16 protein-coding genes are annotated in these 14,410 nt (G+C 75.1%); 4 read left to right on the top strand and 12 right to left on the bottom strand.

Translation table 11 applies throughout. The features are described from left to right. Positions 1-189: 189 nt before the first annotated feature. Positions 190-969, bottom strand: a complete 780-nt coding sequence (locus tag RM844_RS17775; protein ID WP_311668227.1) for a response regulator transcription factor — start codon at positions 967-969, stop codon at positions 190-192. Positions 970-1,430: 461 nt separating this feature from the next. Here RM844_RS17775 and RM844_RS17780 point away from each other — a divergent pair, with 461 nt between their 5' ends. Continuing rightward, complete coding sequence (locus RM844_RS17780; RefSeq protein ID WP_311668228.1) at positions 1,431-2,453, top strand: hypothetical protein; 1,023 nt, start codon at positions 1,431-1,433, stop codon at positions 2,451-2,453. A 152-nt stretch (positions 2,454-2,605) separates the two neighbouring features. Here RM844_RS17780 and RM844_RS17785 read toward each other — a convergent pair whose 3' ends face one another. Genes RM844_RS17785 through RM844_RS17805 form a run of 5 tightly spaced genes read right to left on the bottom strand, consistent with a single transcriptional unit; the run spans position 2,606 to position 6,861 of the window. Next, on the bottom strand, positions 2,606-3,580 hold the full coding sequence (locus RM844_RS17785) for an ABC transporter substrate-binding protein (RefSeq protein ID WP_311668229.1): 975 nt from the start codon (positions 3,578-3,580) through the stop codon (positions 2,606-2,608). Beyond that, positions 3,577-4,593: an ABC transporter ATP-binding protein gene (locus RM844_RS17790; RefSeq protein ID WP_311668230.1), complete on the bottom strand. Its 1,017-nt coding sequence runs from the start codon at positions 4,591-4,593 to the stop codon at positions 3,577-3,579. Before RM844_RS17790 ends, RM844_RS17785 begins: the two co-directional genes overlap by 4 nt. Beyond that, entirely contained in the window at positions 4,590-5,678 is a 1,089-nt protein-coding gene (locus RM844_RS17795) for a FecCD family ABC transporter permease (RefSeq protein WP_311668231.1), read from the bottom strand. The genes RM844_RS17790 and RM844_RS17795 overlap by 4 nt, the downstream gene beginning before the upstream one ends. Continuing rightward, positions 5,675-5,809, bottom strand: coding sequence for a hypothetical protein (locus RM844_RS17800; protein WP_311668232.1), 135 nt, complete (start codon positions 5,807-5,809; stop codon positions 5,675-5,677). The genes RM844_RS17795 and RM844_RS17800 overlap by 4 nt, the downstream gene beginning before the upstream one ends. Next, positions 5,806-6,861, bottom strand: coding sequence for a FecCD family ABC transporter permease (locus tag RM844_RS17805; RefSeq protein WP_311668233.1), 1,056 nt, complete (start codon positions 6,859-6,861; stop codon positions 5,806-5,808). Before RM844_RS17805 ends, RM844_RS17800 begins: the two co-directional genes overlap by 4 nt. A 65-nt stretch (positions 6,862-6,926) precedes the next feature. Between RM844_RS17805 and RM844_RS17810 the strand changes: the two genes are divergently transcribed. Continuing rightward, positions 6,927-7,562 carry an HAD family hydrolase gene (locus RM844_RS17810; RefSeq protein WP_311668234.1) on the top strand — a complete coding sequence of 212 codons (636 nt, stop codon included), beginning with the start codon at positions 6,927-6,929 and terminating at the stop codon, positions 7,560-7,562. Here the strand turns inward: RM844_RS17810 and RM844_RS17815 are convergent. Then, positions 7,541-7,846 carry a hypothetical protein gene (locus tag RM844_RS17815; protein WP_311668429.1) on the bottom strand — a complete coding sequence of 102 codons (306 nt, stop codon included), beginning with the start codon at positions 7,844-7,846 and terminating at the stop codon, positions 7,541-7,543. The genes RM844_RS17810 and RM844_RS17815 overlap by 22 nt on opposite strands. A gap of 178 nt (positions 7,847-8,024) precedes the next feature. Here RM844_RS17815 and RM844_RS17820 point away from each other — a divergent pair, with 178 nt between their 5' ends. After that, entirely contained in the window at positions 8,025-8,408 is a 384-nt protein-coding gene (locus tag RM844_RS17820; protein WP_311668235.1) for a cold-shock protein, read from the top strand. On the opposite strand, the gene RM844_RS17825 is transcribed toward RM844_RS17820, so the two are convergent. Continuing rightward, positions 8,405-9,403 (bottom strand): helix-turn-helix transcriptional regulator, encoded by a 999-nt coding sequence (locus tag RM844_RS17825; RefSeq protein ID WP_311668236.1) that lies wholly within the window; start codon positions 9,401-9,403, stop codon positions 8,405-8,407. The two genes, RM844_RS17820 and RM844_RS17825, sit on opposite strands and share 4 nt — an antisense overlap. Before the next feature lie 105 nt (positions 9,404-9,508). Here RM844_RS17825 and RM844_RS17830 point away from each other — a divergent pair, with 105 nt between their 5' ends. Continuing rightward, a complete protein-coding gene (locus RM844_RS17830; protein WP_311668237.1) occupies positions 9,509-10,783 on the top strand; it encodes an epoxide hydrolase family protein in 1,275 nt (424 codons plus the stop codon). Between the two features lie 21 nt (positions 10,784-10,804). On the opposite strand, the gene RM844_RS17835 is transcribed toward RM844_RS17830, so the two are convergent. Genes RM844_RS17835 through RM844_RS17850 form a run of 4 tightly spaced genes read right to left on the bottom strand, consistent with a single transcriptional unit; the run spans position 10,805 to position 14,409 of the window. Further along, positions 10,805-11,671 (bottom strand): 1,4-dihydroxy-6-naphthoate synthase, encoded by an 867-nt coding sequence (locus tag RM844_RS17835; RefSeq protein ID WP_311668238.1) that lies wholly within the window; start codon positions 11,669-11,671, stop codon positions 10,805-10,807. Next, positions 11,655-12,383, bottom strand: a complete 729-nt coding sequence (locus tag RM844_RS17840; RefSeq protein ID WP_311668239.1) for a futalosine hydrolase — start codon at positions 12,381-12,383, stop codon at positions 11,655-11,657. Before RM844_RS17840 ends, RM844_RS17835 begins: the two co-directional genes overlap by 17 nt. 23 nt (positions 12,384-12,406) lie before the next feature. Beyond that, positions 12,407-12,988: a hypothetical protein gene (locus RM844_RS17845; protein ID WP_311668240.1), complete on the bottom strand. Its 582-nt coding sequence runs from the start codon at positions 12,986-12,988 to the stop codon at positions 12,407-12,409. 26 nt (positions 12,989-13,014) lie between these two features. Beyond that, positions 13,015-14,409, bottom strand: coding sequence for an MFS transporter (locus RM844_RS17850; RefSeq protein WP_394814537.1), 1,395 nt, complete (start codon positions 14,407-14,409; stop codon positions 13,015-13,017). Position 14,410 lies beyond the last annotated feature (1 nt).

The following is a 14,410-nucleotide window of genomic DNA, read 5'->3' on the forward strand; positions in this document are numbered from 1 at the left end:
CGTCCTGTCGAGGGAGAACGTAAGAGCCACCAGCGAAGGAGCGAGGGCCAGAAGGTGAACAGAAAGATAGGTTCGGCGGAACCGGCAGTTTCACAAACAGAGTTGGAATCGTTAAGGAAAAGGCCTGGTGATCACGACCGAGAACCGGGGCGGCGGACCGCCCCGGTGAGCCCGGTAATTCCCGGTGGATCAACCGGCCGGCGGCACCAGGCGGTAGCCGACACCGCGCACCGTCTGGATGATCTCCGGGTGGTGCGGGTCGTCACCGAGCCGCTCCCGAAGCCGCCGAATGTGAACGGTGATGGTGTTGGACCGGCGCGCGCCCTCGCCCCACAGCTCGGTGCGGATCTGGTCCCGGGTGATCACCTTCTCCGCGTGCAGCATCAGCAGGTGCAGCAGCTGGAACTCACGCAGCGGCAGCCGGGCGGTGGACACCCCGTGCATCCGCACCTCGTAGGTGCTCGGGTCCAGCGTCAACGGGCCGCAGACCAGCGGCTGGTCCCAGCCCCGCTGGCCCCGGTCGGCCAGGCTGAGCAGCTGGGCCACCTCGCGCGGCCGGTAGGGGCGCGCGACACAAGCGCTCGCGCCGGCGGCCAGCGCCGGCGCCACCTGCGCGGTGTCCTCAGGCCCCACCCCCAGCACCACCGGGATCGACAGCCGGCGCCGCACCAGCCGCAGCACCGTCGCCCCGTCGATCAGCGGCAGGTCGGCCGAGACCAGCAGCACGTCCGGCTTCCGCAGCCCGGCCTCCAGCAGCGCGGCCGCCCCGTCCGCGCAGTGCACCACCGACACCTGGTACTTGGCCAGTTGGGCGGTCAGCCCCTGCCGGATGCGTTCGTCGGCGTCCGCCAACAGGACCACCGGGTGCGAGCCCAGCGGGATGCGCGCCGGCTCGGCCAGCTGGCCCACCTCGGCACCCAGGGCGGCCGGGCCGCCGTCCGCCGCGTCCTCGATCATCGGGCTGGACACGGGGGTGGTCCGAGTCGAACTCAACCAGGCGCCCACGGGCTCTCCCTCGCTGTCGGTCTCGGCGGTGAAGGAATCGGCCAGAGCTGCGGTGGCCAGGCCGCGTCGCGCCACGGGAGCCGGGCTGCGGCCTGCGGCCGGGCGATCCGGGCTCCCGGTAGCGTGAAAAGGTGTCCACGAGCGACGTTCACCATGTAACGAGGCGTGGGTAGCGGGTTGCACGGCGTTCGGTGAACCCGCGATGAACAACGGCGTTCCCGTAGGTTCCACACCCCGCCGTCCGGGGGAAGTTGTCCCGGGGCCCGGGTGAACACGGCCCCGCCGGGCGCCCCCGGCGCGCGCCGGCGGCCGAACGGGCCGCGCCGTTCGGGGCCGGCGGGGCGCCCGCGTCAGTAGCATCGTGGAGTACGCGGGGAGTGTCGGGGCCCTACCGGGCCGGGCGGCGGCGAGCGCAGGGGCGTGGCGTGGGGAACGACGACGAGAAGCTGGTGTTCGACTACCTGAGCCGGGTCGGCGACCTGGCCCATGGCACCGACCTGTCCTCCACCGAGCGGGCCAGACTGGTCAACCGGCTGCGGGACGAGATCGGCCGGCAGCGGGCGGACGCCGCCGGCGGCGCCGGGCGCGGCTCGGTCAAGCGCATCCTGGGCAGGATGGGCCGCCCGGAGGACGTGGTCGCCCAGGCCACCGGCGGCCCGGTGCCCAGCGCGCCGACGCCCACACCCGCCCCCACCCCGTCGCCGACCCCGTCCGCCCGGCCGGCCCCGACCCCGGCTCCCTCCCCGACGCCGGCCAGGCCGGAGGTGCCGCTGCCGGCGCCGCGCGAGTCCGCCGCGCCCGAGCCCGGCGGGCCGCCGCTGGAGCCGCCCCCGTTCGGGGTGGGCGGGCCGCCACCGCACGGCGGGATCTGGCGGGAGGGCGAGATCGCCGGCTTCAGCGGCGGCATCGACATCCCGGAGCTGATGCACCCCAGCGGCCTCGCCGACCCCGAGCCCGGCCCGGCCACCGAGGCCGAGCTGACCGCCGCCGAGGTGGAGGCGGAACGCGCCGCCGCCGAACGGGCCGGCCCCCAGGCCCCGGCTGAGCCGGCCGCGCCGGCCCCCAGGCGCCGCACCCGGCTGGCCAGGGCCGTCCTCAGCGGACGCCGCCGCGGCGGCATCGTCGAGCTGGCCGGCGTGGTGACGCTGCTCGCCGGCGCGGTGGCCGGCTCGTTCTACGTGCTGCTGCTGGGCTGGCTGCTGGCCTACTGGTCACCCCGGCTGAGCCTGCGCGAACGCCAGTGGGCGACCTTCGGCATGCCGGCGCTGCTGGCCACCGGCTACGCGGTCTGGCTGATCGGCCGCGCCGGCGGCTACTGGGGCGAACAACTGGCCGCCGGCGAACCCCAACAGGCCCTCGCCGACCACTGGCCCATGCTGCTGCGGCTGGCCGCGGTCGCCAGCGCCGCCTTCCTCCTCTACCGCGCCCGACGGCCCGTCAAGGAGTAGCCCGACGGCGGCGACCGACCCCGCCACGGCGCGGAGTTGAGCCCCCGGCACCGGCGAGCTGCGCGACCGTAGGCGGCAACCCGGCAGCGCGTTCCCGTTCCCGATGCCGTTCCCGGCGGGGCCGGGAACGGGAACGCGCTGCCGGCCGGAGGTCAGCCGACCAGGGTCTGCTCGATCTCGTCCAGGATCTGCTCGGCCGCCGTGTAGCCGATGCCGAGGTACCAGAGCTGGTCGTTGACCGGGAAGGCGCGGCCTTCCTGGACGGCCGTCAGGTCCTCCCAGAGGGGTCCGCCGACCGCGGCGTCCTCGCCGGAGGCGTCGGGGTCGCCGTAGGAGGCGTAGTAGATGACGTCGCCGTCGGCCTGGTCCACCTGCTCCGGGCTGATCTCGACGGCGAAGCCGTCCGGCGCGTCGTCCACGATGGCCGGCCGGCCGAGGCCCAGGTCGCCGAGGATGCCGCCGATGTAGTTCTCCCGGCCGTAGAGCCGGGTGTTGCCGCCGTCGATGAAGCGCAACATGCTGACCTCGATGTCGGCCGCCGCCTCCGGGCCGCCGATGGCCTCCACCACCTCGGCGACGTGCGCCTGGTACGCGGCGACGACCTCCTCGGCCTCGGCCGACCTGCCGAGCGCGTCGGCGTGGGTGAGGAAGTTCTCCTGCCAGGGCGCGCCGACCGTCTCGGTGAAGACGGTGGGGGCGATCGCCGACAGTTCGTCGTACCGCTGCTCGTCCCTGACCTTGCTGCCGATGATCAGGTCCGGGTCCAGGTCGTTGATCGCCTCCAGGTTGGGCGCGGCGATGCCGCCCACGTTCTCGATGTCGGCGAGTTGGTCCTGCGGCAGGTAGTCGAGGAACTCCTGGGTGGCGTCGGCCTGTACGGCGCCGACCGGGATGACACCCAGGGTGATGGCGGTGTCCAGCTCGGCGGTGTCCAGGACGACGACGCGCTGCGGGTTCTCCGGCACCTCGACCGGGCCCATCGCGCTGTCCACGGTGCGGGTGCCGCCGGTCCCGTCCCCGGCGCCGTCGCCCGAGCCGGCGTCGGAGTCCGCGTCGGAGCCGCAGGCGGCGAGGGTGACGGCGCAGGCCAGGGCCAGCGCGGCGGTGGTGGCGGTGCGGCGGTTCATGGGGTGTGACCTTCCCTTGACGGAACGGTTGCGGGGTGTGGGGTGGGGGCTTCGGGCACCACCAGCGGGGAGCCGGTGACCGGGTCGGGGATCACCACGGCGGCCAGGCCGAAGACCTCGGCCACCAGCTCGGCGGTGACGACCTCGCCGGGGTCGCCCTGGGCGACGATCCGGCCGTCCCGCATCGCCACCAGGTGGTCGGCGTAGCGGGCGGCCTGGTTGAGGTCGTGCAGCACGGTCACCACGGTGCGCGCTGGGGCCTGTTCGGTCGCGGTGGCCAACTGGCGTACCAGGTTGAGGACTTCGACCTGGTGGGCGATGTCGAGGTAGGTGGTGGGCTCGTCCAGCAGCAGCAGGTCCGTCTGCTGGGCCAGGGCCATCGCGATCCACACCCGCTGCCGCTGCCCGCCGGAGAGCGCGTCCACCGGCCGGTCGGCCAGCTCGGTCACGGCGGTGCGGGCCATCGCCTCGGTGACCGCCGCCTCGTCGGCCGGCGACCACTGCTGCCACCAGCGCTGGTGCGGCTGCCGGCCGCGGGAGACCAGGTCGGCCACGGTGATCGCCTCGGGCGCCACCGGGGACTGCGGCAGCAGCCCCAGCGCCCGGGCGATCCGCCGGGTCGGCAGCGTGTGCAGCTCGGCGCCGTCCAGCAGCACCGCCCCGGCGCGGGGCTTCAGCAGCCGGCCCAGCGCGCGCAGGGTGGTGGACTTGCCGCAGGCGTTGGGCCCGACGATCACCGTGACCCGGCCGTCCGGCACGTCCAGGTCCAGCGCGTCGACCACCGGCCGGTCGGCGTCGTAGCCGAGGGTCAGGCCCCGGGCGGCGAGCCGGCCGGCCGGCGGGTCCGGGTCCGGGGCCCGGTCCTGGTCACGGCCCGGCGCGGGTGCGGGGATCGGCCGCGACCCGCGCGGCCGGGTCGCGTCGGCCCGGTCAGCGGGGCGGTCAGCGGGGCGGTCGGACGGGTGCTCCGACGGGTGCTCCGACGGGTGCTCCGACGGGGAAGGGGAGTTCATGCCCGGCCTCCGGCACGGTTGTTGAAGATCAGCCACAGCAGGTAGGGGGCGCCGATCGCGGCGGTGACCACCCCGGCCGGCAGCTCGGTCGGCGCGAACAGCAGCCGGGCCAGCAGGTCGGCCAGCACCGTCAGCAGCGCCCCGACCAGCGCCGTGGCGAGCAGCGGGATCTGCGCGGTGCGGGTCAGCCGGCGGGCGATCTGCGGGGAGAGCAGCGCGACGAAGTCGACCGGCCCGGCCGTGCCGGTGGCCAGCGCGGCCAGCAGCACCCCGACCGCCACCAGCCCGACCCGGGTGGCGTTGATCCGGACGCCCAGCGCGGTCGCCGTGTCGTCGTCCAGGCTCACCGAGCGCTGGGCGCGCGCCGCCCAGCAGACGGCGGGCAGCAGCGCGAGCAGCGCCCAGGCCAGCGGCGCCGCCTCGGCGTAGCCACGGCCGTTGAACGAGCCGGTCATCCACACCGTGGCCTGCTGCGCCACGGTGTGGTCGCCCTTGGTGAGGAAGAGCTGGGTGACCGAGCGCAGCGCGATGGCGAAGCCGATGCCGATCAGCACGAACCGGCCGGCGTGCAGGCCGCCGCGCCACGCGAACAGGTAGACCAACACGGCCGCCGCCAGCCCGCCGGCGGTCGCCCAGTACGGCAGCACCCCGGTGCCGCCCAGGCCGTAGGTCATGGCGATCACCGCGACCGCCGCCGCGCCCTGGCTGACGCCGATGATGTCGGGGCTGGCCAGCGGGTTGCGGGCCACCGTCTGGATCAGCCCGCCGGCCACCGCCAGCGCGGCGCCGACCAGCAGCGCCACGGTCAGCCTGGGCAGCCGCAGCACCCCGATCACGAAGGCGTGTTCGTCGGTCAGGCCCAGCACGGAGCGGACCGCGTCCAGCGGCGGCACCGTCGAGCTGCCCAGCGACAGGCTGGCCACGCAGCCGGCGGCCAGCGCCAACAGCAACACGGTCACGGCGACCGCGGTGCGGCGGTGCAGCAGCAGCGAGGCGGCCCGGCAGCGCAGCACCAGGTAGCCGGTGGGGCGGGTCGTCGGCGCGGGTTTCGCCAGCCGCGGCGGCCGGGTCGCGGTGCTGGTCATCGGCTCTCCCCGTACTCGGTTGCGCGAGGGCGGTCGGCGCCGGTCACCGGGTCGGCGCCGGTCACCGGGTCGGCCTCGCTCACCGGCCCGGCCCCGCCCGCGGCGCCGGTCAGGTCGGGCTGGTCGGTCATGCCCGGCCTCCCGAGCGGCGCACCAGGTAGACCAGGAACGGCACCCCGATCAGCGCCGTGGTCACCCCGGCCGGCACCTCGGACGGCGGGAAGACCAGCCGCCCGACCACGTCGGAGACGAGCAGCACCACCGCCCCCAGCAGTGCCGCCATCGGCAGCAGCCAGCGGTGCCCGCTGCCCACCAGGGCCCGCCCCAGGTGCGGCACGGCCAGCCCGACGAACGCGATCGGCCCGGCCGCCGCCACGCCGGCACCGGTCAGCACGGCCGCGCCGAGCCCGCCGATGATCCGCACCGCGGCTACGTTCTGGCCAAGGCCGCGGGCCGCGTCGTCGCCCAGCGCCAGCGCGTCCAGGCCGCGCGCGGACGCGGCCACCAGCACCGCGCCGACCAGCATGAACGGCCAGATCCTGGCGGCGATCTCGGCGTCCCGGCCGGTCAGCGAGCCGACCTGCCAGAAGCGGAACTCGTCCAGGGTGGCGGCGTTGGTGGTCAGCACACCGGCGATCACCGAGGCCAGCAGCGCGTTGACGGCCGCCCCGGCCAGCGCCAGCCGCACCGGCGTGGCGCCACCCCGGCCCCGGTTGGCGACCGCGTAGACGGCGACCGCGGCCAGCGCCGCGCCGGCGAAGGCGTACCAGACGTAGTCGGTCAGCGAGCTGGCGCCGGCGAAGGTGATGGCCAGCACCACCGCGACCGAGGCGCCCTGGCTGACCCCGAGGATGCCGGGCTCGGCGATCGGGTTGCGGGTCAGGCCCTGCATCACCGCGCCGGCCAGGCCGAGCGCGGCGCCCACCAGCAGCGCGATCACGGTGCGCGGCACCCGCAGCTCCCGGACCACCTTGGCGGCGCTGGCGGCCTCCCCGGTCAGCTCGTCGGGGTCGGTGAAGAGCGAGCGGAGCACCAGGTCGGGGGCGATGGTGCGGCTGCCCAGGGCGACGCTCAGCAGCATCGCCACGGCGACGGCCGCCACCGCCGCGGTCACCCACGCCAGCCGGCGGCCGGCGGTCGCGTGCCGCGCGCCGACGGGCGGGCGTTCGGCGGTCGTTGACATGGTCCCCCGCGCGGTTAGGTTAGGCGAGCCTAAGTGTTGGCGTGTGCCAGGGGCACAATAGCGGTATGCCTCACTCCGCGCCGACGTCCCCGTTCACGGTCGGGTTCGACCTCGACATGACCCTGATCGACTCCCGCCCCGGGATCCACCGCACCTACCGGGCGCTGGCCGAGGAGACCGGTGTCTCGATCGACGCCGACCTCGCCGTCAGCCGCCTCGGGCCGCCGCTGGAGGAGGAGTTGGCGTACTGGTTCCCCGCCGAGCGGCTGCCGGCCGCCGCCGACCGCTACCGGGCGCTGTACGTGGAGCTGGCCATCGAGCCGACGCCGCCGCTGCCCGGCGCGGCCGAGGCGCTGGCCGCGGTGCGCCGGCTGGGCGGTCGCAGCATGGTGGTGACGGCCAAGTACCCGGGCAACGCCAAGCTGCACCTGGACCACCTGGGGCTCACCCCGGACGTGCTGGTCGGCTCACTCTGGGCGGAGCGCAAGGCCGAGGCGCTGCTGGCGCACGACGCCGGCGTGTACGTCGGCGACCACGTCGGGGACGTGCGCGGCGCGCGCGCCGCCCGGGCGCGCTCCGTCGCGGTGGCCACCGGCCCCTGCCCGGCCGACGAGCTGCGGGCCGCCGGGGCCGACGTGGTGCTCGCCGATCTCACCGCGTTCCCCGGCTGGTTGGCCGACTACCTGGCGGCCGACGCCTGACCCGCGACCGGGCCGGCGGCCTGGGCCTCCCGGTCCAGCCGCCGTTGCACGGACATCGACCGGAACAGGCCGCAGCCGGCGACGAAGAAGCCCACGCCCATCAGCATGGACACCAGGTAGGCGGCGGTCGGCAGCGGATCGGCGCCCACCAGCAGCGGGATCACGGTGATCAGGGTGGCGACGGCGCCGACCGCGAAGACCACGCCGCCGACCCGCACCAGGGCGTCACCGGGCTGCTTGGCGCTCGCGTCGGCGGGCGCCGCGGCGCTCGCGTTCGCACTCAGGTTGGTACTCACCCACACAGGATCGCAGGCGCGAGCATATTTGCGACGCGCCGGGGGCAGTGATCCTCCGAAACGGCCCGGGAGCATCTTGTCACCGGGCTGCGGGCCATTAGCCTAAGACCTGGCGGGCTGTTGTGGCCCGCCTCACTGTTATGGACGAGTGCGAGGACGAGGACACGTGCCTACCGGCAAGGTCAAGTGGTTCAACACCGAGAAGGGCTTCGGCTTCCTTTCCCGCGACGACGGCGGCGATGTCTTTGTGCACTCCTCTGCCTTGCCCAACGGCCTGGACGCGCTGAAGCCGGGTCAGCGCGTCGAGTTCGGCGTCGTCGCCGGGCAGCGCGGGGACCAGGCACTCTCCGTCGTACTGCTCGACCCGATGCCGTCGGTGGCCGCCGCGCAGCGCCGCAAGCCGGACGAGTTGGCCTCCATCGTTCAGGACCTGACCACGCTACTCGACGGCGTCTCCCAGCAGTTGGAGCGCGGCCGGTACCCGGAGCGGGCCAGCGGCCGGAAGATCGCCGGCATGTTGCGCGCCGTCGCCGACCAGCTGGACGTCTAACCCGCCGCTTCCCCCGCCGCCGCGCCGGCCCCCGCCGGCGGCCGGCCCGCGACCGCCCGCAGACAGCGGGCGGCCTGCGCCCGCAGCGCGGCGGCCAGCTCGTCGCTCCCCTCCACCAGCGTGAAGTCGACGTTCACCGAGGTGATCATCCACACCAGGGAGGGGACGCTGTCGGCCCCCACCCGCAGCAGACAGCTCCGCTCGTCCACCGGCTCCACCACCCCCGTGCCCGGCCAGACCAGCTCGGCCGCCTCCGCCGCCGACACGTGCAGCACGCATGTCGCCCGGTGCGGCCAGAGCCCGGCGGAGAGCCGGTGCACCAGGAACGCCGCCGGGTCGCCGTGTGGCAACGGGCGCGGCGCGAACCGCGGCCCGGCCGGCCCGCGCGGGGAGAGCCGGTCCACCCGGAAGACGCGCCAGTCCGCGCGCCGCAGGTCCCAGGCGATCAGGTACCAGTGCCGCGCCAGGGACACCAGGTGGTGCGGCTCCACCTCGCGCACCGCCTGCCGCCCCCGCGCGTCGGTGTAGTCGAACCGCAGCCGCTCCCGGCGGCGGCTCGCCCCGGCCAACGTCACCAGCGTCCCGGCCGCCACCGGCGGGCCGGCGGCCCCGACGTGCAGCGCGCTCGTCCCCAGGGCGTCCACCCGCTGCCGCAGCCGCGCCGGCAGCACCCCCGTCAGCTTGGCCAGGGCGCGCGGCGCGGCCTCCTCGATGCCGGCCACCGAACTGTTCGCCGTGGTCCGCAGGCCCACCGCCACCGCGACGGCCTCCTCCTCGTCCAGCCGCAGCGGCGGCAGCGCCGCGCCGCCGGCCAGCTGGTAGCCGGCGGTGCCGCGCAGCGCCCGCACCGGGTAGTCCAGCGCCCGCAGCCGCGCGATGTCCCGCCGCACGGTGCGCGCCGTCACCCCCAGCCGCTCGGCCAGCTCGGCGCCGGACCGCTCCCGGCCGTCCTGCAACAGGCTGAGCAGCCGCAACAACCGCGCCGACGGATCCATGGCCCTCCCTCGCTCCACCCTTCCGCCCCAGTCAACCGTGCCCCGGCTCCGGCGGCCCGGCGGTTAGGACCGGAACGGTCCCAACCCGGGCCTAGCGTGCCCGCCATGACCGACACCGGGGCCATCGAGCCCTTCCGGATCGCCGTCCCACAGGCGGCGATCGACGCGCTGCACGACCGGCTGGCGCGGGCCCGGCTGCCCGAGCAGCTGCCCGGCACCGGCTGGGAACGCGGGGTTCCGCTGGACTACCTGCGGGAGCTGGCCGAGCACTGGCGCCACGCCTTCGACTGGCGGGCCAGGGAGGCCGAGCTGAACGCGCACCCGCAGTTCGTCACCACTGTCGACGGGCAGCGGCTGCACTTCGTCCATGTCCGCTCGCCGCGGCCGGACGCCACCCCGCTGCTGTTGCTGCACGGCTGGCCCGGCACCTTCGCCGACTTCCTCGACGTGATCGGCCCGCTCACCGACCCGGCCGGGCACGGCGGCACCGCCGACGACCCGGCCTTCCACCTGGTGATCCCCTCACTGCCCGGCTTCGCCTTCTCCACCCCGCTGGCCGCCCCAGGCACCGGCCCGGCGCGGATGGCCGAGCAGCTGCTGGAGCTGCTGAGCCGGCTCGGCTACCGGCGGTTCGGCGTGCAGGGCTACGACACCGGCTCCTGGGTCGCCCCGGAGATCGCCCGGCTGGCCCCGGACCGGGTGCTCGGCCAGCACCTCAACGCGGCGCTCAGCTTCCCGGTGGGCGTCGAGGGCGAGTTCGACGCCCTCTCCCCGGCCGACCGCGCCCGCTGGGACCGGATGCGGGACTTCAACGACGGCTACCTCCAGTGCAACGCCAAGCGCCCGGCCACCGTCGGCTACGCGCTGACCGACTCCCCGGTCGGCCAACTCGCCTGGATCGTCGAGAAGTTCAAGGAGCTTTCCGAGCCGGAGGCGGGCCTGCCCGAGGACAGCATCAGCCGGGACCGGATGCTGACCACCGTCGCGCTCCACTGGTTCACCGCCAGCGCCACCTCGGCCGCGCAGATCTACTACGAGACCATCTCCGCCGCCGACTGGTCGGCCGAGGACGGGGACGGGGCCCGTAACGGAAACGCCGACTGGTCGGACGCGGACGGGGACGGGGACGGGGCCGGTAACGGAAACGCCGACTGGTCGGACGCGGACGCCGACGCCGCCGGCTGGGCCGGGCCGCCGCGCGGCACCGTGCCCACCGCGGTGCTGCTCTCCGCGCTCGACGTCACCGTCCGGCCCTGGGCCGAGCGCGACCACCACGTGGTCCGCTGGACCGAACTGGACGCCGGGGGCCACTTCCTGGCCATGGAACGCCCCGACCTGCTGGTCGCCGACGTCCGCGCCTTCTTCACCGGCCTCCGCTAGCGGGCCCCCGCCCCCGGGCCGTCAGGGCAGCGTTCTGGTCTCCGGCACCAGACCGGCCTTGGCGGCCCGGCCGAGCAGCTCGTTGATCGCCGCGTAGCCGACCGGGCCCAGGTCCGCGGTGAACTCGTTGACGTACAGCTCGATATGGGCGTCCGCCACCGCCGGGTCCAACTCCTGCGCGTGCGCCAGCACGTGCTGCCGGCTGGCCGAAGGGTCCGCCCAGGCGTGCTCGACCGAGGCGCGGATCGCCGCGCTGACCGCCGCCAGCCGCTCCGCGCCCAGCGAGCGGCGGCCCAGGATCGCGCCCAGCGGGATCGGGTGCCCGGTGCTCGACTCCCAGTACTCGCCCAGGTCGGCCAGCTGCCGCAGCCCGTAGTTCTGGTAGGTGAACCGCGCCTCGTGGATCACCAGCCCGGCGTCCACCCGGCCGTCCCGCACCGCCGGCATGATCTCGGCGAACGGCAGCACCCGCACCTCACCCACGCCACCCGGCACACACTCCGCGGCCCACAGCCGGAACAGCAGGTAGGCGGTGGACCGCTCGCTGGGCACCGCCACCGTCCGGCCCGCCAGGTCAGCCGCCGAGCCGCCCCGGGTGGTCAGCACCAGCGGGCCGCAGCCCCGCCCCAGCGCCCCGCCGCAGGACAGCAGCTCGTACTCGTCCAGCACCCAGGGCAGCACCGCGTAGGAGACCTTCAGCAGGTCGCCCTCGCCGCGCTCGGCCCGCCCGTTGGTCACGTCGATGTCCGCGTAGTCCACGGTCACCTCGGGCGTGCCGGGCAGCAGCCCGTGCGTCCAGGCGTGGAAGACGAAGGTGTCGTTCGGGCAGGGTGAGTAGGTCAGGGAGAGCGGCCCGCCGCCCGCCGTGCCGTCAGCCGTCGTGCTCATGGTGCTCCCGTCTCCACTGGTCGACCGCCGGGCCCAGGGCGGCGAAGGTGTCGGTCAACGCGCGCAGCGCGCCGGGGATGCGCCACGCGGCCCGGTCCCGTGGACCCACCGGGTTGGACACGGTGCGGATCTCCAGCACCGCCAGCTGGTGCGCGCCGGCCGCCGTCGCCACCCCGTGGCCCTCCATCCCCTCGGCCGCCGCACCCGGGTGCCGGGCCGTCAACGCCGCGGCCCGCTCGGCCGTGCCGGTCGTCGTCGAGACCGTCAGCACCGTCCCCAGCACCCCGCCGGTCGCCGCGGCGCCCGCCGCCGCCAGCCCGGCCGGCGGCCGGTGCCGCACCTGGCCGAAGCCCAGCTCGGCCACGTCCAGGAAGCCCGTCGGGCCCTCCGGGTCCTCCGCGCCCAGGTCGGCGGCGACCAGCTCGTCCGCGACCACCGTGTCGCCCACGGCGGCCACCGGCGCGAACCCGCCGCCGATGCCGGCCGCCACCACCAGGTCGTAGCGGCCCCTGGTCAGCGCCAGCACCGTCGCCGTGCCGGCCGCGGCCGCCGCCGGGCCCACGCCCACCGCCACCACGTCCCAGGCCGGCCCGCGGTGCAGCGGCAGCCCGGTCGGCAGCGTGAACTGGTCCGGCGGGGCGCCCGTCGCCAACGTCACCGCGTCCCGCTCGGCGGGCACCGCGGTGACCACCAGGGTCCTGCCCCGCGCCATCAGGTCAACCGATCCGGCCGGCCTCAGTCGCCCGGTTCGAGCGTCGCGTTCCAGACGCCCTCCAGGCTGCCGAGGAGCCGCTCGTCGTACTCCTCCTGGGTCTGCGAGGCCCAGATCGTCTCGATGTCGTAGTCGTCCGCGCGGATCTGCGCCACGCTCAGCCGCAGCTCCTCGGCGACCGGCGGGGAGCCAGGCGTCGCCTGCTGCTGCACCATCTGGAAGAGCTGGTCGCTCGGGAAGCTCCGGTAGGTGCCGGTGAACGGCTCCGCCCGGTACAGCTGCTCGTTGACGAAGAGCAGCCAGCCCTCCTCGGCGACATGGGCGTCCACCCCGATCCGGAACGTGTCGCCCGGCGTGCTGGTGAACGTCACCCGGTTCTCCGTGCCGACGAGGCAGTCCCTGGCCCGCTCGGCGCCCAGCGGCTCACCGTGCCCGTAGCAGTCGCTCGCGGTCTCCCGCGACTTGCTGCTGCTGTCCAGCGTGAAGTGCGCGTTGGGGGAAGGCTTCTCACACGCCGACAGCACGAGGACGCCCAGCGAAACGGTGCCGATGGCGAGCGTCGTACGGATGGCCCGGCGGCCCCGGTTCCTGGCGATCGCAGTCATGCGGGCAGATTACCGGCCGATACCGGTCACCTGACGCGCGGGTGCGGCGAGCCGCGTCGGGCCGTCGTCAACAGCCCCCGCACACTCAGCCCGGCACCCAGCAGCGCCAGCGTCGCGCACACCCCCATGCCCAGCGGGCCGACCAGCGGCAGCGAGATGCCGATCGCCCCGCCCATCACCCACGCCATCTGGAGCGTCGTCTCCGACCTGGCGAACGCCGAGGTCCGCACCACCTCCGGCACGTCCCGCTGGATCAGCGCGTCCAGCGCCAGCTTCCCCAACGCCTGGCAGATGCCGGCCGCGGCGCACACCGCGATCACCGTCACCGCCAGATAGCTCACCGTCGCGGTGACCGTGGTGCCCACCGCCACCGCCAGCACCGCCAGCAGGATCAGCTCGGGCGACCGCTCCCGCAGCCAGTTCCCCAGCAGGTTGCCCAGCCCGTTCCCCACCCCGGCGGCCACCCCGACCAGGCCGAGCGAGAGCGCGGCGCCCAGCCCGGGCAGCGGCTCCCCGCGCAGCAGGAACGCCATGAAGAACAGCAGGAAACCGGAGACCGCGCGCAGCGCCGAGTTGGCCACCAGCGCCTTGAGCACCGGCGAGTCGCCGACCTTGGGCAGGAAGCCGCGCTGCCCGTCCGCCGTGCCCCGACTCGACCGCAGCTCCGCCAACTCGGCCAGGTGCGCCGTCCGCTCGCCCTTCGCCAGATCCACCCGACCCGGCAGCCGGAACGACATCAGCGCGCCGATCACCGTGATCACACAGGCGGCGTAGAGCGGCCAGCGCTCCCCGACCGCGTTCAACGCCAGTCCCACCGGGGCCATCGCGCCGGCCGAGATCAGCCCGGTCAGCGTGATCCGGGCGTTCGCCTTCACCAGCGAGACCCGCGGCGGCAACAACCTCGGCACCACCGCCGCCCGCACGATGTTGTACGCCTTCGAACAGACCATCACGCCGAGCGCCGCCGGATACAGCTCGATCCCGCCCGTCACCACCGCGCTCGCGATCACCAGCGCCAGCATCCCGCGCGCCAGCAGCGCCCCGGCCATCGCCGCCCGCCGGCCGTGCGGCACCCGGTCCAGCAGCGGGCCGATCACCGGCGCCAGCAGGATGAACGGCGCCATGGTGACCGCCAGGTAGAGCGCCACCCGGCCGCGCGCCTCGTCCGTCGGCACGGAGAAGAAGATGGTGGAGGCCAACGCGAAGGTGATCAGCATGTCGCCGGCCGAGTGCACCGCGTGCAGCTCGATCAGCTTCGCCATCCCCGACTCGCCGGCGCCGTGCGCGTGCGTCGCCCGCCGTACCCGGCGGGTCACCGCGCGTGGCCCCGCCAGCACGACACGTCCCACCGCCCGGCCGGAGCGGACGATCACCCCGGCCCGGGTCCCGGTCTCCGTTTCCAACCGACCGCCAGCAGCCACA

It is taken from the genome of Streptomyces chisholmiae (assembly GCF_031845445.1).
Taxonomy (GTDB): Bacteria; Actinomycetota; Actinomycetes; order Streptomycetales; family Streptomycetaceae; genus Streptomyces; species Streptomyces chisholmiae.